17 protein-coding genes, 1 tRNA gene and 1 pseudogene are annotated in these 22188 nt (G+C 71.9%); 11 read left to right on the forward strand and 8 right to left on the reverse strand.

The genetic code is table 11. The annotated features are described in order from the left end of the window. Positions 1 to 99 precede the first annotated feature (99 nt). A complete protein-coding gene (locus tag AB0H57_RS30430; protein ID WP_357512132.1) occupies positions 100 to 846 on the reverse strand; it encodes an SDR family oxidoreductase in 747 nt (248 codons plus the stop codon). 267 nt (positions 847 to 1113) lie between these two features. On the opposite strand from AB0H57_RS30430, the gene AB0H57_RS30435 reads away from it, so the two are divergent. The 3 genes from AB0H57_RS30435 to AB0H57_RS30445 are packed head-to-tail and all read left to right on the forward strand — an operon-like array spanning position 1114 to position 4223. Beyond that, complete coding sequence (locus tag AB0H57_RS30435) at positions 1114 to 1656, forward strand: PadR family transcriptional regulator (RefSeq protein ID WP_357512119.1); 543 nt, start codon at positions 1114 to 1116, stop codon at positions 1654 to 1656. A gap of 43 nt (positions 1657 to 1699) precedes the next feature. Beyond that, positions 1700 to 2443 (forward strand): ABC transporter ATP-binding protein, encoded by a 744-nt coding sequence (locus tag AB0H57_RS30440; protein ID WP_357512120.1) that lies wholly within the window; start codon positions 1700 to 1702, stop codon positions 2441 to 2443. A gap of 1 nt (position 2444) precedes the next feature. After that, positions 2445 to 4223, forward strand: a complete 1779-nt coding sequence (locus AB0H57_RS30445) for an FtsX-like permease family protein (RefSeq protein WP_357512121.1) — start codon at positions 2445 to 2447, stop codon at positions 4221 to 4223. A 32-nt stretch (positions 4224 to 4255) separates the two neighbouring features. Here the strand turns inward: AB0H57_RS30445 and AB0H57_RS30450 are convergent, their stop codons facing one another. The 5 genes from AB0H57_RS30450 to AB0H57_RS30470 all read right to left on the reverse strand — a co-directional run bounded on the left by AB0H57_RS30450 (position 4256) and on the right by AB0H57_RS30470 (position 12490). After that, entirely contained in the window at positions 4256 to 6532 is a 2277-nt protein-coding gene (locus AB0H57_RS30450) for a transglutaminaseTgpA domain-containing protein (protein ID WP_357512122.1), read from the reverse strand. Continuing rightward, the gene (locus AB0H57_RS30455; RefSeq protein ID WP_357512123.1) at positions 6526 to 7668 is read right to left on the reverse strand and encodes a DUF58 domain-containing protein; all 1143 of its coding nucleotides are present in this window, start codon (positions 7666 to 7668) and stop codon (positions 6526 to 6528) included. Before AB0H57_RS30455 ends, AB0H57_RS30450 begins: the two co-directional genes overlap by 7 nt. A gap of 10 nt (positions 7669 to 7678) precedes the next feature. After that, positions 7679 to 8674, reverse strand: a complete 996-nt coding sequence (locus AB0H57_RS30460) for a MoxR family ATPase (protein WP_357512124.1) — start codon at positions 8672 to 8674, stop codon at positions 7679 to 7681. Positions 8675 to 8702: 28 nt separating this feature from the next. Then, on the reverse strand, positions 8703 to 11327 hold the full coding sequence (locus AB0H57_RS30465; RefSeq protein ID WP_357512125.1) for a fibronectin type III domain-containing protein: 2625 nt from the start codon (positions 11325 to 11327) through the stop codon (positions 8703 to 8705). Between the two features lie 164 nt (positions 11328 to 11491). After that, a complete protein-coding gene (locus AB0H57_RS30470; RefSeq protein WP_357512133.1) occupies positions 11492 to 12490 on the reverse strand; it encodes a hypothetical protein in 999 nt (332 codons plus the stop codon). A 22-nt stretch (positions 12491 to 12512) separates the two neighbouring features. Between AB0H57_RS30470 and AB0H57_RS30475 the strand changes: the two genes are divergently transcribed. Further along, positions 12513 to 12806, forward strand: coding sequence for a hypothetical protein (locus AB0H57_RS30475; protein ID WP_357512134.1), 294 nt, complete (start codon positions 12513 to 12515; stop codon positions 12804 to 12806). A 753-nt stretch (positions 12807 to 13559) separates the two neighbouring features. Beyond that, positions 13560 to 13928, forward strand: coding sequence for a hypothetical protein (locus tag AB0H57_RS30480; protein WP_357512135.1), 369 nt, complete (start codon positions 13560 to 13562; stop codon positions 13926 to 13928). A gap of 110 nt (positions 13929 to 14038) precedes the next feature. Here the strand turns inward: AB0H57_RS30480 and AB0H57_RS30485 are convergent. Further along, positions 14039 to 14416 (reverse strand): annotated as a pseudogene (locus tag AB0H57_RS30485) (tetratricopeptide repeat protein); the annotation flags it as partial. Positions 14417 to 14510: 94 nt separating this feature from the next. Between AB0H57_RS30485 and AB0H57_RS30490 the strand changes: the two are divergent. Further along, positions 14511 to 14594 (forward strand) — tRNA-Leu (locus AB0H57_RS30490). 382 nt (positions 14595 to 14976) lie between these two features. Here the strand turns inward: AB0H57_RS30490 and AB0H57_RS30495 are convergent. Next, a complete protein-coding gene (locus AB0H57_RS30495; protein ID WP_357512126.1) occupies positions 14977 to 16254 on the reverse strand; it encodes a recombinase family protein in 1278 nt (425 codons plus the stop codon). 340 nt (positions 16255 to 16594) lie between these two features. Between AB0H57_RS30495 and AB0H57_RS30500 the strand changes: the two genes are divergently transcribed. The 5 genes from AB0H57_RS30500 to AB0H57_RS30520 all read left to right on the forward strand — a co-directional run bounded on the left by AB0H57_RS30500 (position 16595) and on the right by AB0H57_RS30520 (position 21984). After that, entirely contained in the window at positions 16595 to 17461 is an 867-nt protein-coding gene (locus AB0H57_RS30500; RefSeq protein WP_357512127.1) for a transposase, read from the forward strand. A 538-nt stretch (positions 17462 to 17999) separates the two neighbouring features. Further along, positions 18000 to 18386: a hypothetical protein gene (locus tag AB0H57_RS30505; protein ID WP_357512128.1), complete on the forward strand. Its 387-nt coding sequence runs from the start codon at positions 18000 to 18002 to the stop codon at positions 18384 to 18386. Continuing rightward, positions 18371 to 19060 carry a reverse transcriptase/maturase family protein gene (locus AB0H57_RS30510; RefSeq protein ID WP_357512129.1) on the forward strand — a complete coding sequence of 230 codons (690 nt, stop codon included), beginning with the start codon at positions 18371 to 18373 and terminating at the stop codon, positions 19058 to 19060. Before AB0H57_RS30505 ends, AB0H57_RS30510 begins: the two co-directional genes overlap by 16 nt. A gap of 599 nt (positions 19061 to 19659) precedes the next feature. Continuing rightward, entirely contained in the window at positions 19660 to 21429 is a 1770-nt protein-coding gene (gene ltrA, locus AB0H57_RS30515; protein WP_357512130.1) for a group II intron reverse transcriptase/maturase, read from the forward strand. Between the two features lie 63 nt (positions 21430 to 21492). Next, entirely contained in the window at positions 21493 to 21984 is a 492-nt protein-coding gene (locus tag AB0H57_RS30520; protein WP_357512131.1) for a group II intron maturase-specific domain-containing protein, read from the forward strand. Positions 21985 to 22188: the final 204 nt, after the last annotated feature.

Here is a 22188-nt window from a genome sequence, read left to right on the forward strand (position 1 = left end):
CCGGATCACCGCTGCCGCCTTGGTCCTGCTCCACATCGACCACGACCGCACAACGTGATCACCCAACGCCACCAACCGTTACTCGGAAAGGCTCAATGATCAGATGGTGAAGCCGCCGTCGACGTTGATGGCTGCCCCGGTGATGTAACGCCCGTCGGGGCTGGCGAGGAACGCCACCGCGGCGGCCACGTCGGCGGGCTCCGCGTAGTGGCCGAGGGCGGTGAAGCCGTTGATCGTGTCGGCGTTGGGGCCGTCGGCGGGGTTCGACTCGGTGTTTGTGGCCCCTGGGTTCACCAGGTTCACGGTGATTGCCCTGCCGCCGAGTTCGCGTCCGAGTGCCTTGGTCAGGCCGATCAGGGCGGTCTTGCTCATCGCGTACAGCGAGAAGCCCGGGAAGACTGCCCGCTCGGCCATGTTGCTGCCGATGTTGATGATCCGCCCACCGGCCGACATGTGGCGTACCGCGGCTTGCGAAGCGACGAACGGCGCCCGGACGTTGACCGCGACGGTCTGTTCGAAGTCTCCGAGGCTCAGTTGCTCCAGCGGTCCGAGCAGGAACGCGCCGGCATTGTTGACCAGGATGTCCAGCCGCCCCAGCTCACCGGCGACCCGGTCAACCGCGTCGACCACCGCCGCCGGGTCGGCACTGTCCGCCTGCACGGCGATGGCCCGCCGTCCCGCGGCCTTGATCTGGTCCACCACGTCGTCGGCGCGTTGCTGATTCTGCTGGAACGTCAGCGCCACATCGGCGCCCTCCTTGCCCAGGCGCAACGCCACGGCAGCGCCAATGCCACGACCACCACCGGTGACCACTGCCACCTTGCCGTCAAGTGCCTTGTTGTTCATGACAGAAAGCCTGGTCGACGGACGGTCAGCCGTCTGGCGGTGATCGGACGGCGCGTTCGCGTTACCGGCACCCGCGGCCCCACCTGCTCGGTGGCAACCAGCGGCACCGTCGACGGCATTCTCGGCTTGGGGGCGGGACCTGGCCCCGATGACGACCAGTCGCACCCTCATGGCCGGATCGGCCGATGTGCGGGCACGTGGCCCTTTCCGGTTTGACAGCTTCATGGATAGCGGTTATCTATTGTCGATCTACGGAGGGTGTGTGGGGTGCAGGACGTGGTGCTGGCCATGCTGGCGAAGGAGCCGGCGTACGGGTACGACCTGCGGAGCCGGTTGCGGGGCGCGCTCGGCCCGCTCGGCGAGGCGATGAACGCTGGGCAGATCTACGTGACGCTAGCCCGGCTGGCGAAGGCGGGGCTGGTGACGTCGGAGCGGACCGAGGGTCTACCGGACCGGCCCGACCGCCGGGTCTACGCGTTGACCCCGGCCGGGCAGCAGCGGGTCGCCGCGTGGCTGGCCGAGGTGAGCTGGCCGAAGCCGGACCTCAGCGAGTTCCACCTCAAGCTGGTGGCCGCCGCCGCCGCCCGGCTGGCCGATCCGGTGGCCCTGGTCGACGCGCAGCGGCGCGAGGTGCTACGCCGGCTGAGGGATGCCCAGCGGGCTGCCTTGGCGCGGTCGGTGGATCCGGTCGTGGGGCTGTTGCTGGAAGGCGTCGTGCTGCGGCTACGGGCCGACCTGGAGTGGCTGGAAGCGTGCGAACGGATGTGGACCGAACGCGACGCCTGGACTGAACAGAAGGGAAACCGATGACCGAGCGGTGCGAGGTCCGCGAGGGCATGCCCGGTGGTGCCGGATGAGCGGATCGGCGCTGCTCCGGGCACGCGGGGTGACCAGGTGGTACGGCCGGGGAAGCGCCCTGGTGCGCGCGGTCGACGACGTCGACCTGGAGGTGCCCGCCGGGCAGACGTTGGCGATCATGGGTCCCAGCGGCTGCGGCAAATCGACCCTGTTGCACCTGCTGGGTGGGCTGCAACGCCCCACCGAGGGTGCGATCTGGCTGGCCGAGCACCGGATCGACGGGATGAGCGAGCGTGGCCTGGCCCGGCTGCGGCGGCAGCACCTCGGCTTCGTCTTCCAGTCGTTCCACCTCATGGACGAGCTGACCGCCGTGGAGAACGTCGAGCTGGCCGCGTTGCTGGCCGGACAGGCGCCGCGCCGGGCTCGGCAGCGCGCGATGGCTCTGCTGGATCGGGTGGGGCTCGCCGACCGCGCCAAGCACCTGCCGTCGGCATTGTCCGGCGGGCAGCGCCAGCGGGTCGCGATCGCCCGTGCGTTGAGCAACGAGCCGCTGGTCGTGCTGGCCGACGAGCCCACCGGAAACTTGGACAGCGCCGCCACCCTGGAGGTGCTGCGGCTGTTCGAGGAGCTGCGTACGGTGGGACAGACGCTGGTGGTGGTCACCCACGACGCGCGCATCGCCGCGGTCGCCGACCGGGTGATCTCCATGCGTGACGGGTCGTTCGCCGACGACAGCCGGTTCACCGGCACCAGCGGTACCACTGCCGGCACGGGCACGGTCTACGGCGGGTGGCGCTGAGGTGGCCGGGCGTCTGCTGCTCGTGTGCCGGCTGATGGCGCGGGACCTGCGCCGGCGGCGCATCGAGACCGTGCTGCTGCTGGTCGCGATCGGCGCCGCGACCGCGATGCTGACTCTCGGTCTCGCGCTGAACGATGCGCTCGCCGAGCCGTACGAGCGGACCCGGGCCGCCACTGCGGGCCCTGACGTGGTGGCGACGCCGGGCGCGACGGGTCCGGAGGCGCTGGCCGCCCTCGCGCCGCTGGCTACCGCGCCCGGTGTCACCGCACACAGTGGGCCGTACCCGATGGGCTATCTGATGCTGACCGTCCGCGGCACGACCGTGCCCGCGGTCGTGCAGGGCCGGGACGACTCCCCGGCGGCGCTCGACCGTCCCGCGGTGACCGCGGGCAGCTGGGTACGCCCCGGCGGTCTGGTCATCGAGCCCACCTTCGCCAGTGCCCTCGGCGTACACATCGGCGACACCGTCGAGGTCAACGGCAACCCGCTGCGGGTGGTCGGGACCGCGGTCACCGCCGCGAGGGCCGTCTATCCGCGCGCCGACTGGCGCGCCGATGCGGGCAGCCCCCTGACTGAAAGCGCCGGCCTGGTATGGGTCGACCGTAGTCAGCTCGGAGCGCTGGCCGGCGCTCGGCCGCTGTCGTACACCCTGAACCTGAAATACGCGGACCCGCGGGCCAGCACGTCGTTCGACCACAAGAGTGAAGACGGGATCGAATACAGCAGTTGGGTGGGGATCGCCGAAGCGAACGGCAAGCTCGTCAAACAGGCGCGCCTGGCCCTGCTGGTCGGCAGTTGGCTGCTCACCGCTCTCGCGGTGGTCAGCGTCGCCAACATCGTCGCCGGCCGCGTCGCCGGTCAGCGCTGCCGGGTGGGGCTGCTCAAGGCCGTCGGCGCGGGACCGGTCATGATCGCCGCCGTCCATCTCGCCGAATATCTCGTCGTCGGGCTCGCCGCCGCCGGAGTCGGCCTGGCCGTCGGCTGGCGCGCCGCACCGGCGCTGACCAACCCCGGCGCCGGGCTCCTCGGCTCCACCGGCACCCACCCGCCCGCGCTGCGAACCGTCGTTGCCGGCATCGTCCTCGCCCTCGCCATCGCCGCCGCGGCGAGCCTGGCCCCCGTGCTACGTGCCGCCACTACCGATACCGTCCACGCGCTGGCCGACGCCGCCACGCCACCCCGACGCCGCGGGTGGCGTGTCTGGCTGTCCCGTCGGATGCCCACCGCCCTGCTGATCGGGGTACGCGTCCACGCCCGTCGCCCCCGCCGCGCCCGCCTCGCCATGGTGAACACCCTGATCACCACGACCGCGTTCGCCGCCCTGCTCATGGGCCTGGCGCAGAATCGGCAGATCAGGCTCGGCGAGACGGAACTAACCAATCCCCGGAGCACGCGAACCGTCCAGGCCATGCTCGTCGTCGTTGTCGTGCTGTGCGTCCTCGCGCTCATCAACGCCCTCGTGAGCACCTGGACCGCGGTCCTCGACGCCCGCCACCCCCTGGCCGTCGCCCGCGCGCTCGGCGCCACACCCGCACAGGTGACCGGGGGCATGGCGGTGGCACAGCTTCTTCCCGCGACACTCGGCGTCGCCGTCGGGATCCCCACCGGCATCGGGCTGTATCTGCTCCTCAGTCTCGGCGATCAGCGGTACGCACCCGCCTCCTGGATGCTCACCCTGGCACTCACGGTCCTGCTCACCGTCGCCGCACTCACCGCCATCCCGGCCCTGGCCGCCACCCGCCGCCCGGTGGCCGACGCCCTCCGATCCACACCAACCTGACCGGTCGCCAACGGCCTACCGGACTGCCCGGGTCAGTCGGACCAGCGGAGTGGCCCCGGGTGCACCGACCAGATCAGCCGCCGCCACCACGGCCGGGCCGCCCGCAGCGCCGATACGTACCCGTCGGCCACCGCCGCCGCCCGGCCCGCCTGCTCCGGGGTGGCCGTGCCCGGGGCGAACGCCACCTGGTTGAGCAGCGCGGCCAGTTCGCCCACGTCTGGCACCGGCCCCGGGTCGGCGGTGGGGGTCGCCGCGCGGGCCTCGCGCACCGCCCGGCCGGCTCGCGCGGCCACCTCGGTGGCGGACAGTTCCCCGCCGGCCGGGGCGCCGGCCAGTCGTAGCGCGTCGGTCACCTCCCGCCAGGCGCCGGCGATCCGGGTGCCGGGGTCGCCCCGGGTCAGCCGGGCCCGGCTGCGGGAGCGGCGCAGCGCGGCCGAGGTCAGCATGGCCGCCCCGGTGAGCAGCAGCAGCCCGCCGGCGCCGCCGCCGATCAGCACCGCCGTCGGGACACCGCCGGAGCGGGCCGGGCCGTCGGCCGTGGCGGCCGCCGACGGGGTCGCGGTCGGCTCCGCGGTGGGCGCGGCCGACGGCGACGGGGGCGGCGGCTCCGGCTTCGGGCGGAAGTCCTCCTCGACCGGGCGGGGCTGCTCGTCAGGTCGGGGCAGCGGGTCGAACGGCACCCAGCCGAGCCCGGTGAAGAGCACCTCCGGCCAGGCGTAGGCGTCGCCGGCGCGGACCGGGCCGTCGCCGCGGGAGGTGAAACCGACCACCACCCTGGTGGGCAGGCCGGTGAGGCGACCCAGCACCGCGAAGGACGCCGCGAACTGCTCGGAGGTGCCGCGCTGCCCGCCGCCGTTGCGCGGCCCGAACAGGAAGAAGTTCAAATTCGGGTACGCGTGGCCGCTGGGCGCGTCCGCCACCAGCCGGTAGTGGGTGGCGAGGAACTCCTCGACCGCGGTGGCCCGCGCGTACGGGGCGGCGTTGTCCTCGGCGAGCCGGTCGGCCAGCCGGCGCAGCGGGTCCGGCACTCCGTCGGCGACCCGCAGCACCCGGGCCACCTGCTCGCCGGCCGGTACGTCGGCGGTGGCGAGCCGATCGCCGTCGATCCGCTCCCGGGCCGAGGTGACCGTGTAGCGCAGCCCCGGGGTGAGCCCCTCCGGCCGGATCAGCGTCCCGGTCGCCGGGTCGTACGCGACCCGCGCGCCGGTCACCTCGCGGGGGGTGGCCACGGCGGGCAGCAGCCGGCCGGTGAGTCCGGCCACGGTGATCTCCTGCCGGACGGTCTCCACCGGCCCGGCCGGTTCCGGCGCGGGCAGGATCCGCCCCGCGTTGCGGTACGTGGCCCCGACGCGCCAGGTCACGCCGTCGTAGTCGCTGAGCACCGCCAGCCGGATCCGTGCCCCGCCCGGGGCCGGCCGGCCGGCCGACGCCGGTCCTGGCGAGGCGGTCGGGGCGGGTCCGCCGGGGGTGGCGACGTCGAGCAGTTTCTGCCGGGGGTTCAGCGCCCAGCCGGAGATCCGGATCAGCGGGTTCTCGTCCAGCGATTCCACCTGCGGTGGTTGCACGTAGCGGCGTGGGTCGACCGGGTGTTGGTCCACCCGGGCGGCCAGCGCCAGGCCGAGCAGGGCGGCGAGGGTGACCACCGCGGCGACGCCGGCGGTGGCGGAGACGGCGAGCCGGGCCCGGGCGGCGGCGCGTACCGCGGCGGGCAGACCGTCGGTGGGGTCGCCGGGCGGCGGGGTGGCCGGCACCGCCAGGCCCAGCGCGGCGACGGCGGCGAACACCACCGACGGCCAGAGCGCCGGGTCGGCGTTCGGCCCGACCACGTACAGGGCGCCGGCGTAGAGCAGTGCCGGTGGCAGGTAGCCCAGCAGCACCCGGCCGGCGCGCAGCGCCACCTCGGTGGCGAGCAGGCCGGCCAGCCACGCGGCGACCAGCGGCACCAGCACGGTGTCCGGGGTCGGCTCGACCGGGATCATCGCGGTCAGCAGCCGGGGGATGCCGTTGCGTGCGGCGTCGAGGGTGACCGCGCCGAGGCTGCCGGGCAGGTCGGCGGCGGTCGCGGCGGCCCGCAGCGACCAGGCCGTCCAGCCGGCGAGGGCGAGCATCGACAGCGGGGCGACCAGCCAGGACGGCAGCCGCCGGCAGGCCACCCCGACCAGTACCGAGCCGACCGCCGCGCCGATCATGGTGCCGGTCAGCAGCGGCCCGGCGTAGACCCGGCCGAGGACCACGCCGGCCAGGCCGATCATGGTGATCAGCGCCAGCGGGACGGGGGCCGCGCGCAGCAGCCGGCTGATTTTCACCACCGGCGGATCCCGTCCCATTCGGCGGCGAACGCGGCGCCGTCGGGGGCGTCGATGACCAGCATGCCGGCCGTGCCGGCCGGCGTCGGTTCGGCCGCGGCGAGGACCGCCGCCACCACCGACGGGTACGCGCCGCGCAGCGCGCCCAGCCGGCCCAGGTCGTCCCGGCCGCCGGGGCCGGTGAGGAAGACCAGGGTGTCGCCGAGTCGTTCCCGGCGCAGCCGGGCCGCCGCGGCGGGCAGCCCGTCGGCGTCGTCGACCAGGCGTACCGCGGCGAGCCGGTCCAGGGGTGGGCCGCCGTCGCCCGGTTCGGGGGCCACCGTCAGCAGGGTGACCGGCAGGTCGGCGCGGATCGCGGCGACCACCACCGACGCGGCCGCCTCGCAGGCCGCCTCGAAGGACTCGGCCAGCCCGTCGACGACGGTCGGGTGTGCGGCGGCCCGGTTGTCCAGCAGTACCACGATCGTCGGCAGGCTGGTGTCGACGTTCTCCCGCACCATCAGCTCGCCGACCCGGGCGCTGGTGCGCCAGTGCACCCGGCGCAGTTCGTCGCCGACGACGTACTCGCGCAGCGAGTCGAAGGTGATCGAGCCGTGGGCGACGTTGTCGACCCGCCCGTCGAGGCTGCGGCCGGCGCCGGTGGGGATGGCGGTCAGCGGGTGCACCCGGGGGTGCACCCAGACGGGGACCGGTTCGCCGTAGGGGCGGGCCAGCGCCATCAGGCCGAGCGGGTCGCGGCGGGTGACCCGCAGCGGGCCGACCGGCACCACCCCGCGGCGGTGGGTCGGCACGTCGTAGGTCACGGCGGTGTCCCGGCCGGGACGCAGCCGCAGCAGCGGCACCGGCACGCTGCGCTGCCCGCAGCGGTCCTCGGCCACCAGGTTCGCCGCGCGCAGCCGGCCGGTGTTGCGCACGGTCAGGGTCATCCGGGCCGGTTCGCCGCGGGCCACCCGGTCCGGGTCGGCGTGCCGGTCGACGGTCAGCCGGGGCCGCCAGGCAGCCGTCAGCAGGGCGTACCCCACCGCCACCGTGGCCGCCGCGCCCAGCACGGCCAGTTCCGGGTACGCGAACCGGAAGCCGGCGGCGAGCAGCACGACGGCGGCGGCGAGCAGCCCGATCCCGCGGGCGGTGATCCCCACCGGTGGCGGCTCAGCCGTGCGCCGGCGCGGCCTGGCCGGAGGGCAGCGGCACCGGTACGGAGGCGACAGCGTCGGCCAGCACCTGGGCGGCGGTCACCCCGCGCACCTGGGCGTCGGGGGTGAGCAGCAGCCGGTGGGCGAAGACCGGCTCGGCGAGGATCTTCAGGTCCTCCGGCATGATCCAGCCGCGCCCGTCGATCAGGGCGTAGGCGCAGGCCGCCCGGGTCAGCGCGATCACGCCGCGGGGGCTGACCCCGACGCGCGCCTGGGGGTGGTTGCGGGTGGCGGTGGCGAGCCGCACCGCGTACGCGTAGAGGGGTTCGGCGATGTGCACCCGGCGGGCCATCTTCACCATCTCCCCGACGGTGGCGGTGTCGGTGACCGCGGTGAGCGAGTCGGGGGAGCGGACGGTGGCGCCGCGCAGCACCTCCACCTCGACCGCCTCGTCGGGGTAGCCCACCGACAGTTTCACCAGGAACCGGTCGAGCTGGGCCTCCGGCAGCCGGTACGTGCCGTCCATCTCGACGGGGTTCTGGGTGGCGACCACCAGGAACGGCTGCGGCACCGGGTGCCGGACGCCGTCCACGGTGACCGTCCGTTCCTCCATCACCTCCAGCAGCGCCGACTGGGTCTTCGGGGACGCCCGGTTGATCTCGTCGGCGATGACGATGTTGGCGAAGACCGGGCCGGGGTGGAACTCGAAGCCCCGGCTGGCCTGGTTGAAGATGGTCACCCCGGACACGTCGGAGGGGAGCAGGTCCGGGGTGAACTGGATGCGCCGCCACTGCCCCTTGACGGTGGCGGCGATGGCCCGGGCCAGGGTGGTCTTGCCGACGCCCGGCACGTCCTCCAGCAGCACGTGACCCTGGGCGAACAGGGCGGTCAACGCCAGCCGGACCACCTGCGGCTTGCCCAGCACGACGGCGTTGACGTTGTCGGCCAGGCGGGCGGCGAGGGCGGCGAAGCCCTGCACCTCCGCCTGGCTCAACGGCTCGCGGGTGTTCACGTGCGGATGTGCTCCTTGCCGGGGCGGGTCAGCAGGTGGGCAGAAGGTTGATCTTGTCGCCGCCCTCCAGGTTCAGCCAGGCCCACGGGATGTAGTTGCGTCCCGAGTAGTCGACCTGCACCCACCAGGTGCTGCGCTTGTCGTCGTTGTAGATGTAGGCGTACACCTCTTCGCCCTGCTTCTTGCAGTACGTGCGCAGCCGGGTGCCGGGCTTGGCCCAGCCGACCTGCTTGGCGTTGTCCTGCCGCGGCACCGAGAAGACCTCGTTGCCGTTGCGGCCGGCCACGTCCTTGTTGCAGTACGTCGCCTCCGCGCCGGAGCTGCCGTTGTTGCAGGTGGCGATGCCGTACACCGGGTCGGTGGTCTGGGCGCGGGTGGCGGCGCCCTGCCCGGCGGCGTTGGTCGCGGTCACCGTGAACGTGTACCCGGTGCCCGGGGTCAGCCCGGACACGGTGATGGCGGAGCAGTCACCGGTCGTCGCCGGCACCCCGGGGGCGCTCAGCGAACAGCTCGCCTGCCCGCCACCGGCGTCCACGGTGAACGACACGGTGGCGCTGGTGGTGGTCGCCGACGAGCCGGTCACGGTGACCTGCGGCGCGGCCACCGTCCGGGCGGTGGCGCTCGCCTCCGGGCCCTCCCCGGCCTCGTTGACGGCCTTCACCTTCACCGTGACGTTCTGCCCGTCGCCGAGGCCGCCGACGGTGGTGCGTACGTCGGTCACCTCGCTGGTCTTCCCGGCGACGTCCACCAGGTACTTCGTCACCGGCCGGCCGTTGGCCACCGCGGGCGCCCACTCGACCGTGACGGTGCCTGCCTGGTCGGCGACGGTGGCGGCCCGCAGGTCGGTCGGGGCGGCCGGGGCGGTGAACGGCACCACCGTGTTGCTGACCGGCGACGCCGTCGAGCCGGCGCCCTTGTCGTTGACCGAGACCACGGTGAACGCGTACTGGGTGCCGTACTCCAGGGCGCCCGCCGGCACCACCAGCTCCATGCCGGTCGCCTCGCCGGCCGGGGCGTTCGCGCCGGTCGAGGTGGCGGTGACCGCGTACCGGGCGATGGTGTTGCCTTGCCCGTTCGCCGCCGGCCAGGTCACCCGCACCGTGCCGTCCGGACGCGCCTCGGCGGTCACGCTCGCCGGCGGGTCGGGCACCGCCGCGGTCGGCACCATCGGGTTGCTGGTCCGCTTCGGGCCGGTGCCCTTGGCGTTCACCGCGTACACGGAGAACGTGTAGGTCTCGCCGTTGGTCAGGCCGGTGATCTCCACCGCCCGCTGGTTCGCGCCCACCTCGTGCTGCTGGCCGCCGCCGGACACCACGTACCGGAGGATGTCGGCACCGTTCGACGCGGCCGGCTGCCAGGTCACCCGGGCCTGCGCGTTGCCGGCGGCCGCGGTCACCTCACCCGGCGCGCCCGGCTTGCCGGCCTGCGGCTTCTTCTTCTTTTTCGGCGGCGGCGGGGGCGGCGGCGGGTCCTTCGGCGGGTCACCGCCGAGCACGTCGTTGGCGTACTTGTTCACCTCGCGCACCCGGTTCTGGTCGTCGACCACCCGGGCGGTCGCCGTGTCCGGCGCGTTGATGAACAGGCGGTTCTCCCGCACCTCCAACTCCAGCGGGCCGGTGACCGACTTGCCGCGGATGGTCTCCACCAGCTTGCCGGCGGTGTCGAAGGAGTAGACCGCGCCGACCGCCTCGTCGGCGAGGTAGAACCGGTTCGCCCAGGCGACCGCCGGGCTGAGCTTCTCACCGCTGCCCGGGACGGTGAACCGGCGCACCTCCCGGTCGTCGGCCACCACGTGCACCCGCCGCTGGCCGGCGACCGTCACCGGGATGGTCGCGCCGGTGGTGTGCTCCGGCAGGGTGCCCGTGCCGGACAGCTTCAGCGGCACCCGCCGCGTCTGCCCGCCGCGCACCGTGACCAGCGCCGACGAGGTACGGTCGAGCACCGCGACCCCCTCGTCCAGGGTGGACACCACCAGCTCGTGGCTGGGCTCGGCGACGTCGTACGTCTGGACCTTGGCCGGGTCCAGCCCACCGTCCGGCGGGGCGGCCGAGGCCGGCTCGTCCGGCAGCCCCGCCGGGGTGATCGCCGACACGGTGCCCTCGGCCGGCACGGCGATCCACAGCTTGCCGTCGTCGTCGAAGGAACCACCGGTGATGCCCGGCGAGTAGCGCACCTCCCGCCCGACCGGGGCCAGCGAGCGCGGGTCGAGCTGCCGCACCAGACCCTGCACCGAATCGACGACGAACGCCGCGTCGTCGTGCAGCGCCACGTTGACGCCCAGCCCCGGGGTGGTCGGGCTGGTCGCGGTGATCTGGAGGGTGGCCAGGTCCAGCGAGCTGACCTGACCGGTGTGCAGGTCACGCAGGACGACCAACCGGTCGGTCTGGCTGACCTGCATCGGGTGCCGGCGGGCACCGGGAATCTCCACCCGCGTGTCGACCCGCGCGGTGACCCCGTTGACCCGGGCCATCTCGCTGCGGGCGGCGCTCCACAGCCAGGAACTGGCGTCGTAGTTGGCCACCGCGTCGTCCGCCGCGCCGAGACCGAGGACGGTCAACCCCATCGCCGCCAGCAGCGCCGTCACGGTGCCGACGGTGACCAGGCCGCCCCGCAACCGGGAGCGGGACCGGGGCGGTTTCGCACCCGTGCTCACGGCCTCGTCGTTGGTAGCCACAACCGGCTGCCTCCCCCGTCTCGTGGAGCCGGCCCCCGCCGACCCTCCGCTGAGCCCGGCACATCATATGGGCCGACCGATGACGAGGAAACCCGCACCGTCACCCCTGTGGACACCCAGCGTGCCCGAAGTGGACGGAATGCTCAGCCCGTAGGGCTGGCGCCCTGCCGCTGCGTGCAGACCTGCCCAGAGGTGGCGAACGAGTCGGTGGAATAGACCGCCAGCACGGTGAAGCAGTAGTCCACCTTGCTCGCCAACCCGTGCACCGTGTAACTGGTCTCCCCGGGCGCCACCCGGCCGTGCAGGTTCAACGCCTGCCCGGACCGACCCGCGGCGACCATGAACGGTGCCGTGCCGTTGGTCGGGTCACTCCAGGTCAGGGTGATCGTGCTGCCGTCGTCGCGCAGCTTCAGGTCACCGGGCGGCGCCCCCGCGGCGGTGCTCCCGCCGGCCTTGGGCGCGGTCGTGGCGGTCGGCTCCGCCGGGGGAGCGGGGTCACGGTTGAACAGCAGCACCCCGCCGCCGATCGCCGCCGCCAGGACCACCGCCGCGCCGGCCGCGACGACCACCACCGTCCGGTTGCGGCCGCCCCGGTCCGGCTCCGGATCTCCTTGGTACGCCGGGTGCGGCGGCGCGGCGAGGTACGGGTCCGGGGCGTACGCCTGCTGCGGGGCCGCCTGGTAGGGGTAAGCCGGCGGGGCCGTGGCCGCCGCCATCGACTGCGGATACGCCGTCGGCTGCGGGTACGGCGGTGGGGTGGGCACGGCGCTGGTCTGCTGCGGATGAGCCGGTGGGGCGCTGGCCTGCTGTGGATGGGCCGGCATGGCGTTGCTCGACTGCGGATAGGCCGGGGTGGCGTTGCTCGGCTGTGGGTGGGCCGGCGTGGCGTTCGACAGCGGTGCGGGCGGCGGTCCCGGCTGCGGCGCGTAGGCCGCGGTTGCCGGATGTGCCGGCGCGGTCGAGTCCCTCGGCGGCGGAATGTCTGCCGCGGACGGCTGCGGCGCCGCCGGGATCGGGGCTTGCTCTACCGCGGCCGGGAAGACCTCGTCCGGGTTCCCCGCCTGCTCCTCGGCATCGTCCCCGTCCTCGTCGCCGTCGGGCTGCGGGGCGGCGGGTCGGGTGAGCGGCTGGGACGGCGCCACGCTGCTCCACGGCGGAGCGGCCATGCCCCACGGCGGCGCGCTCACCGGCGGCGTCGGCACCGGCGGCGCGCTGAACGGGGGCGCGCTGGACGGCGGACTGCTCACTGGCGGCGCCGGCGGGACGTACGGCCCGGAGGCCGGGTGGCCCACCGGCGGCGCGCTGACCGGCGGCGTCGGCACCGGCGGCGCGCTGAACGGCGCAGCGCTGACCGGCGGCAAGCCGCTCTGGTACGCCTGCCCTGTGGTCGGCGGTGCGCTGATCGGTGGGCCGCTGACCGGCGGACTGCTCGGCTGGTGCGGGACGGGCGGGGTGTGACCTGGGCGGGCAGCCACGGGGGTGCCGAACGGCGGAGCGCTCACCGGCCCCGGTGGGCCGCTGACGGGGAGCGGTGGAGCGCTGACCGGGATTGGTGCGCCGCTGATGGGGATCGGGGTGCCGCCGACCGGGGTCGGTGGGCCGCTGACGGGGAGCGGTGGAGCGCTGACCGGGACTGGCGTGCCGCTGATCGGGGCAGGTGGACCGCTGGTGGCCGCCGGTGGGCCGCTGACCGGGCCCGGTAGGACTGGTGGGGCGCCGACCGGGCGAGCCTGGGCGGTGTCAGCCCGCCGCGCGGCCTCCTCCTCAAGCAGCGGCGCGATCTGCTGGACCTGGATCGTCGGGCGGTCCCAGCGCGGCTCGTTCCCGGCCCCGGAATTCGCCGGAACCTCGGCGGTCACGGCGGACTCTCCGGCGGTGCGCTGCTGAGGTATGGCCGGCGGAGGCGGCAGCGTCCGGGCCGCCGACGGATTGGCCGGGCCCTCCGGCGGGGTGGGTGGCGAAGCCTGCGGCATCGAGGTGGGCGACGCAGCCTGCGACGGCGGCGTGGGTGGCGAAGCCTGCCGCGTTGGCGCGGTGCGCGCCTCCGGCGCGGGCGGCGCGCCGGCGGCCACGGGCGGGGGCGGCGGGAGCGGTGGGGCGGGAGCTGGCCGGGGCGCGGTGGCGTGCGGAGGTGGAGCCGGTAGCGGTGCGGGCGGCAGCTGCGGTGCCGGCGGGGTCTGCCCCGTCGCAGGGTGCGGACGGGCAGCCACGTTGGTCTCCGCCTGGGCGCCGGCGTACGGCCGGGTTTCCGCCGGCGGGTGGGGCGCGGCCTGCGGCGCGGGGATGACCGGTGGCGGCGGAAGTTGCGGCGCCCACGGCGACTGCGGTGCCGGCTGCTGCGGCGCGGCGACCGCCGGTGGGGCGGGGATCGATGGCGGCGGAGGGAGCGCCCCGGGCTGCGGGCGGGGGCCGGGCACGCTGGCCAGCTGCACGGTCGGGCCGGACAGGGCGGTGTTCGGCGGCTGGGGCGGCGCCGGCTGGGACGCGGCCGGCGTGCCGCCGAGGTACCGCTGGGCGGCCTGCACGGCCGGATGCTCGGGGCCGAGCACCGCCGGTCCGACGCTGGCCACCCGCGAATAGTTCCGACGCGCCTCGTGCCGGTTGCCCAACTCCTCGGCCACGGAAGCGAGCTCGAACGAGATCGCCAGCATAAGCGGGTCGGTGACGGGCCAGCGGCGCTCCGCGGCGGCGTACGCCTCCTCCAGCGTGCGCCGGGCGGCGGCCGGGTCGCCGGCCTCGCGGTGCAGCCGGGCCAGCAGGTGGGTGCTGCCCAGCACGTCCCGGTGGTCTTCGCCGTAGCTCGGCCGGGCCGCGGTCACGGCGTCGGCGAGCAGGCGACGGGCGCTGCCGAGATCACCTCCGGAGCGCAGGGCGAGAGCCTGGTGCTGGGCGGCGGCGAGGGGGGAGGGGTGGGCCACCCGGACAATGCTGCCGGTAGTCCCGGTCCGGGCGCCACCCGCCCCGACGGCCCGTACCGCCCTGCTGGACGGGTGTTGATGCCGTGGTGGCGTTGAGCTGGGAAAACGATCTCCCTGTCGGGCGGGGGTGCGGCGATGTGCATGATCCATCTCCGCCGTGTAAAGTATTGCCGCAGTGCGGCCCACCGGGGCCGGCCGACGGGTGGGAGAACGCCGCGGCCGGCAGGGTAGGCTGAACGAGCAGGTCCGGGTGGCGGAATGGCAGACGCGCTAGCTTGAGGTGCTAGTGCCCGTATAGGGCGTGGGGGTTCAAGTCCCCCCTCGGACACAAACCATTACCCCACGGTGCGCGCTTAGATCCACTGAAGCGCGCACCGTTTGCGTTTCTGGTTGGTAGGTGAGCCGAAGGCCGAGTTGGCGGTAGACCTCGGCCTTGTCCGCGGGGTCGGCGTCGCGAAGGGCGGCGGCGATATCGCCGAGGGCCGTCACCAGGTCTCTAATTTCCGCTCGGCTCATCCGGCGTGGCCTGCTACCCGCGTTCGCGTAAAGATCCGCTTCGGCGCGGGCGCGTTCGGTCTGGGTTCGAGCGATCCACCCGGTGACTACCGGCGGGTCGGCGCCAGCATCGAGGGCCGCTCGGTAGCGTTCCAGCTTCGCGTCGCATTCGTTGATGATCGTCTGGGCTGCCGTGGCCGGACCGGGCGAAAGATTCAGGGGTTGGGCGTCGGCGAGCGCGGTGATTGCCTGTTCGATGCGATGGGGTGTGAAGGCAGAGGCCAGCCAGGTGTCGAGGGGGTCGGTGAGGGCGTCCTCGCGTAGGTACACGTTGCGGGGATGTGGGACCTGATTGGCGAGGGCGTATTCCTGGGGGAAGCGGCAGCGGTAGTAGGCATCGCCGTGGTTGTACTGGCCCTGCATGCGTCGCAGGCGGCGCAGTAGATCATCCCGCGGAAGACGTACGGGTTGCGGGTGCGCTGCCTGACGTGCTGACCGCCGGTTCCCCGTCCGCGCCGTTGCAGGATTGCTTGGACCTGCTCGAACGTCGCATCGTCGATGAGCGGCTCGTGGGTGATCTCCTTTGAGACCACCCACTTGTCTCGGGTGTTCCAGCGCATGACGCCGGTGTGGCCCATTGCCACATCGTCGACGTCGAGCAGCACCTCGTCGGTGCGTTGCTTGTTCCACACCTGCCGCCCTGTGTAGCGGGGGTTGGTGAGGATGACCCGAACGGCGCTCTTGGACCAGGCGATTCCGCTGCGGTGCGGGTTGCGGGCGCGGTCATGCGCCGACGGGCAGGGTACGTGGTTGGCGATGAGTCCTTCGGCGATGGCGAAGAGTCCGATTCCGGTGAGGAACTCGGCGAAGATCCGCGAGACGATCGGTGCGGTCTCGTGATCCGGAGTCAAGCCCTTGAGGCGTTTGCCGTCGGCGGCCTTGGCGGGGTTGGGGTGGGGTCCGAGGTCGCGGAGGGTGTAGCCGTAAGGCGGGCGTCCGCCTAGGTAGCGGCCCTCGAGGAGGGTCTGGGCGGTCATGGCGGTGCGGACGCGGAGCTTGATTCGGTTGCGTTCGCCTTTGCTCATGCCGGCGAAGACGGACATGACGAGTTCGTGTGCCTCGTTGTCGGGGTCGATCGGGCCGCCGATCTCGGGCACCCAAAGTTCGACGCCGTAGTGGGCGAACAGGGGCACCGTCAGGCCGAACTGGTTGCCGTAGAAGGCCCGGTGGGGTTCGCCAACGGCGACGGCGGAGAACCCGCGCTGTGGGTTGCGCAGCGCGGCGAGGAGTTGGTTGGCCTGGGTTCGGCGTTGCCACGGCAGGGAGCGGCTCTGGCCGACGTCGAAGTATTCGGTGACGATGCTGCCGCGGTGGGGCTGGATCAGGGTAGTCGCCCGGGTGAGTTGCCAGCTCCGGGATGATTTGGGGTCCTGGTTGTCCTCGGTCGACACGCGGCCGTAGAAGGCGAAGAGTTTCGGTTGAGGGGTGGTCATCGGTTCTCCTCGTTCGAGTTGTCCGTGCGGCGGTCGTTGACGCGTCTGAGCAGCTTCAGCAGGGCGGCAGCTGGCCGGGGTGCAGATCGGGTGGCTGGCCGGGAGCCACCACCTTGGTGAACCCGTTCGTTGCGTGGCCATCGGCGTTGTCGACCGGTCTTCGCTGGCCTGGTCAAGTCGCTTGCCCGGTGCCGCGGCCGTTGCTGGATCGGGCTCCTTGCGGGCTCTTCGAACTTGAGCGGGGTTCGCGGCTGAGCTGACCCGAGCGTGAAGGGCTCGCAGCCCATCGGTGATCATCTGAGTGTCTAGTTCGGATGGTCACAAGTGAAGAGCTGCGAGCATGGTCAACGATACGACCCTGCTGCTGGGCCTGGACGGCCTGGTCGCTGAGCGGGTCGAGTTGGACGTCACCGGTGTCCCGGTGGTTAACCTGTCCACCGGCTGTGAGCAGGCACGATGCTGCCCGCAGTGCGGGCAGCGGGCGTTGAAGGTGAAGCAGTGGACCACAACCCGGCCGCGGGACCTGCCGGTCGGAGGCCGGATGGTGCAGCTGCGGTGGCGTAAACGTCGCTGGTACTGCCCGACGCCGGCCTGTCCGCGTAAGTCGTTCACTGAGCAGGTCGCGCAGGTCCCGGCCCGTGCCCGGCTGACCAGCCGGCTGCGGCAGGCGGCCGGGGCGGCGGTCGCCGACGCGGGTCGCACGATCGTGCAGGCCGCCCGGGACCACGGCGTTTCCTGGCCGGTCGTCGCTGCCGCGTTCACCGCCCACGCGAGCGCAGTGTTGCCGGCCGAGCCGGAGCCGGTCGCGGTGCTGGGCATCGACGAGGTCCGCCGCGGCAAGCCGCACTGGACCTGGGATGAGCAGGCCGCCTCCTGGACCGTGACGGCGGACCGTTGGCACGTCGGCTTCTGTGATCTGTCTGGTGGTCAGGGCCTGTTGGCGCAGGTCGAAGGCCGCACCACGGCGGCGGTGACCGCCTGGCTGACCGCCCGCTCTCAGGCCTGGCGTGAGCAGGTCCAGGCGGTGGCGATCGACATGTGCACCGTGTTCAAGTCCGCGATCCGGCAGGTGTTACCGCATGCGGTGCTGGTCGTCGATCACTTCCACGTCGTGCAAGTGCGCCGTGAGGTGCTGTGTTTCCGAGAGGGGTGCAAGGACCCTCCGCCGGGCTGTCGCAGCAGTTCGGTGAAGCTGGCGGCAGCCTGACCCCGGAGGTGTGGGGAAGGGTGGGAAGCAGCCGCGACAACGACGGGACGTGCCGGTACGGCCAGACGGTGCGGGCCCGGCTAGCGAGGCGGGTAGGTGTAACGCGAGTGAACCAGTGGTTGAACCCCCGTAAGGGTGGAACCGGCTCAAACCTGGCGGATAGGGGCCGGGCAGTAGTACGCGACGCCCTTGGTTGTGCGTGGGCGTCGACTCCTGATCCGGAGAGCAACTCCGGAATGGAGGCCATCGGGGAAGGCCTGCGGCGTACCCGTGGCGAGGCTACCGGGGCAAAGCTGGACACCGCCCCCGCCGATCGGAACACAGTGAACACGGGAACCGTCCCTCGGTCGCCCTTCCCGCCGCCCGGCCAGGGCGGTGGCGGGCAGGTCCACCGTCGGCTGACGACCAAGGGACGGGGCGGAGTCGTCGTAGTAGTCGCGGGAGTCACGCCCCGCCGTGGAGAGCGGGAAAGCCGCTTGCAGGGCGAAGGACGACAGCGAGTCCGCAGCCTTCGGACTGGAATGCCAGGAGCGCGCTGGTGAATATCGACGATCCGTGGCCGACGCTGGATGAGGCGGAGGCACAGGTACTGGAGATCCAGACGAAGCTGCACCGGTGGGCCCTCGACGGCCCGGACCGGAGGTTTCATGACCTGTACAACCTCGTCTGGAACCCGGTGGTCTTGCTGGTGGCATGGCACCGGGTTCGTTCCAATCGAGGAGCACGATCGGCGGGAATCGACGGGTTACGACCCAAGGATCTCCCGCCTGGGCAGAGCCTGTTCCTGTTCAAGCTCCATCTGGAGCTTCGGGCCAGGGCGTTCCAGCCTCTGCCCGTCCGGCAGCGGCGGATCCCCAAGCCCAACGGCAAGACCGGGCCTTGGGTATCCCCACCGCGAAGGACCGGGTCGTGCAGGCAGCGCTGAAGCTGATCCTCGAACCCGTCTTCGAGGCGGACTTCAAGCCGTGTTCCTACGGCTTCCGCCCTGGAAGACGGGCCCAGGACGCGATCGCCGAGATCCACCTGATGGCCTCCAACTCCTACGAGTGGGTGCTGGAAGGCGACATCACGGCGTGCTTCGACGAGATCGACCACGCGGCCCTGATGGACCGGGTGCGCCGACGCATCGCCGACAAACGCGTCCTGGCGCTGGTGAAGGCGTTCCTGAAGGCTGGCGTCCTCGCCGAGGACGACATCCTCCGCGACACCCGCACCGGCACCCCGCAAGGCGGTCTGTTGTCCCCGCTACTGGCCAACATCGCTCTGTCGGTCTTGGACGAACATGTCACGGCCGCGTGGGCGACGTTCGGCAAGAACGCGCAGACCCGTAGCTACCGGCGGCGCAAGGGGCTGCCCACCTACAAGATCGTCCGCTACGCGGACGACTTCGTGATCATGGTGGCTGGCACCCGGGCGCACACCGAAGCACTACGCGACGAAGTCGCCGCAGTGCTGGCCACGGTCGGTCTGCGGCTATCAGAGGAGAAGACGACCGTCGTGCACATCGACGAAGGGTTCGACTTCCTGGGTGCGACACGAAGTCGCATGGTTCGAGTGAGCACGCTGATTGGAGGGCTGAGCACGATGACAGCAGCGTAGCTCCGGATAAGTGTTCAACGATCCGTCCCCGCTCTGACGTGCGTTGCCGGTAACGGCAGGGTGCGAAGCTCGGAGAAGACGCCCAAGGGCTCCCGCTCCATCCGGGGGTTACAGGCAAGGGGAAGGCCGGACGGGCGAGTACACGCGAACTCTCGAAGATGCCTCGACATCGATACCCCCGGAGATGGGATGAGCTGCTGGGGGCAGGGCTGGCCGTTGCGAAACGGCAGGCGGCGACTGGTGACTAGGAGCCGGTCGCGGAGAACACCGCCGCCCCGGGGTGCAGAGAGCGCCCACCCCGGTCGGATCTCGGCCATGCGGAACGTGACAACCCCGTCGGGGTCCGGGACGTGTCCCGGTAAGCCGACCGTGAGGGAGGACCAACTCCCCGGCGGGCGCAGGACGGTCCAAGAAGCCAATGCCGGTAAGCCGAAAGGCGACGGGAAACCGGGACACCATGGCCGCTCCCTTCGCGGTCGTCTCGCATAACCGGCCGGATACGGGGCTCTGCCTGGCCCGAAAGGGAGCTGACGTGGACCGGGTGAGCCTTTGATGCACCGAAGCCGATGCACCGGAACCGAAGGACAAGTTAGACACGGATGACGGCACAGGCATTCGCTCTGGCGATGGCGGCCCTCGGAGTGAACGGACCGGAGGACGCGGTACTTGATTGGGACGCCATCAATTGGCATACGCACGAGGACCACGTACGGCGGCTGAGGCAGAGGATCTTCAAGGCGACGAAGGACGGGGACCTGAAGAAGGTCCGCAATCTGCAAAAGCTGATGCTGCGAAGCCGGAGCAACACGCTGCTCAGCGTGCGGCAGGTCTCGCAGCGCAATGCTGGCCGCAAGACGGCGGGCATCGACGGTGAGGTCGCTCTGACCTCTCGCGAACGGGCGGAGTTGGCGCAGCGGATGCACCGCGACGCCTCGCCGCTCAAGGCCCTGCCGGTCAAGCGGGTCTTCATTCCGAAGGCGAACGGGAAACAGCGCCCTCTGGGGATTCCGGTGCTGGCGGATCGCGTGCAGCAGGCACGGGTGAAGAACGCGCTGGAGCCCGAGTGGGAGGCCCGGTTCGAGCCGAGATCCTATGGGTTCAGGCCCGGCCGGGGTTGCCACGACGCGATCGAGGCCATCTTCAAGACGCTGTGCGGCAACCGCAGCCAGCGCCGATGGATCCTGGACGCGGACCTGGCCGGAGCGTTCGATCGGATCGACCACGAGCACCTTCTCGGCAGTCTCGGCACCTTCCCCGCGCGGGGCATGGTCCGGGCCTGGCTGAAGGCCGGCGTGATCGAGGCCGGCGAGTTCACGCCGACGGATGAGGGAACTCCTCAAGGCGGCGTGATCAGCCCCGTGTTGTTGAACGTAGCCCTGCACGGGATGGAGAAGGCAGCAGGCGTCCAATACCGGCTCAGCGCCCGCAGTGACGCGCAGACGGTCAAGGGATGCCCTGTGCTGGTGAGATATGCCGACGATTACGTGGCGATGTGCCACAGCCGTGAGCAGGCCGAACAAGTCAAGGCTGCCCTCACGGCGTGGCTGGAGCCGAGAGGACTCCGCTTCAACGAGGACAAGACACGCATCGTCCACGTTGAGGACGGATTCTCGTTCCTGGGCTTCGACATCCGCCGCCGCGTCGATCGGCAGGGCAGCGGAAAGCTGCTCATCACCCCCAGCAAGGAGTCGGTCAAGCGGCTCCGGAAGCGGCTCACCGCCGAGGTGCGTTCCATGCACGGCGCGAACGCGGCCGCGGTGGTGTTCCGGCTCAACCCGGTTATCCGGGGATGGTCGGCCTACTACCGGAGCGTGGTCTCCAGCCGAGTCTTCACCGGCCTCGACCACCACGTCTGGCACCTCACCTACCGATGGGCCAGACGCTCGCACCCGAACAAGTCGAGGGGCTGGGTCGCCACCCGCTACTTCGGCAAGTTCCACAAGTCCCGGCAGGACCGGTGGGTGTTCGGCGACCGTAACAGCGGCGTCTACCTCACCAAGTTCGCCTGGGCGAAGATCGTCCGACACGTCCCGGTCCACGGCGGAGCATCCCCTGATGACCCGTCCCTGACCGAGTACTGGGCCGATCGGCGACGCAGGAAGAAGACCCCACCCGTGGACGAGCACACCGCCCGGCTTCTACGAGGCCAAGGCGGACGCTGTCCCGCCTGCGGCGAACTCCTCCTGCACGCCGAGCACGAACCACGCAGCCCACGCGAGTGGGAACAATGGTTCATGACCGTCCGACGAGTGCTGGCCAAACAGCACATCGTCGAACAGGTCGACGGCCAAGACCGGACGGTCTACCGACTCCTCCACGCACAATGCCGACGGCGGAACCTCGCCGGAGCGGCGGTGCACCAGCCATGACGCCGACGTGGAATCCTCGCTGCCCTCGGGGCTTGCCTGAGCCGTGGTGCCTGGAAAGCGGGCATGCCCGGTTCTGAGGGGGGACCGCCGCAGCAATGCGGCGGTCCTACCCGACGGTTCCGCATCCAGCGGCAACGCCAGCGAGGCTCGAACAAGTGGTTTGTCTACACCTGGCCTTCGCGTAAGGCGCTGACCAACGTGATGGCCAAGGTCAAGACGATCGCCAGGCAGGGAACCAACCAGCCCCTCGCTGAACTGCTCCGGCAGATCAACGCGGTGCTACGAGGCTGGACCAGCTACTTCCGCCACGGGGTGTCCAAGACGACCTTCTCGTTCCTGCACCAGTACACCTGGGAACGGATCACCAGATGGCTTCGCCGCAAACACCGCCGGATCACCTGGAAGAAGCTCAAACGCCGCTACCTACCAGGGTGGTGGCCCACCGACGGCGAGATGACCTTGTTCAACGCCGGAGCGGTACCGGTCACCCGATACCGCTACCGGGGAACAAAGATCCCCACGCCGTGGACACCAGCCCCGGTCGCAACGCCGTAACCCACCGCACGGACTCGCGGAGAGCCGGATGCGGGGCCAACTCGCACGTCCGGTTCGGGGAGCGGGCCGGGGAAACGGACCAGCCGAAACGCTGACACCGCGCCCCGGTCCCGGGTTCCACAGATCAGGTGGTTGGCTAGTCCGCGAGAAGGTGGGTTGAGCTGGGAAAACGTGGTTTGGTCCGGTGGCGGGGCGTGTCACTAG

Origin of the sequence: Micromonospora sp. NPDC050686 (genome assembly GCF_040654475.1) — a bacterium.
Classification (GTDB): domain Bacteria; phylum Actinomycetota; class Actinomycetes; order Mycobacteriales; family Micromonosporaceae; genus Micromonospora.

Coding starts and splice junctions, on each gene's coding strand:
- AB0H57_RS30440 (WP_357512120.1), top strand. CDS start 1,700: ATGAGCGGATCGGCGCTGCTCCGGGCACGCGGGGTGACCAGGTGGTAC.
- AB0H57_RS30500 (WP_357512127.1), top strand. CDS start 16,595: ATGGTCAACGATACGACCCTGCTGCTGGGCCTGGACGGCCTGGTCGCT.
- AB0H57_RS30430 (WP_357512132.1), bottom strand. CDS start 846: ATGAACAACAAGGCACTTGACGGCAAGGTGGCAGTGGTCACCGGTGGT.
- AB0H57_RS30475 (WP_357512134.1), top strand. CDS start 12,513: ATGCCCCACGGCGGCGCGCTCACCGGCGGCGTCGGCACCGGCGGCGCG.
- AB0H57_RS30495 (WP_357512126.1), bottom strand. CDS start 16,254: ATGACCACCCCTCAACCGAAACTCTTCGCCTTCTACGGCCGCGTGTCG.
- ltrA (WP_357512130.1), top strand. CDS start 19,660: ATGACGGCACAGGCATTCGCTCTGGCGATGGCGGCCCTCGGAGTGAAC.
- AB0H57_RS30520 (WP_357512131.1), top strand. CDS start 21,493: ATGCCCGGTTCTGAGGGGGGACCGCCGCAGCAATGCGGCGGTCCTACC.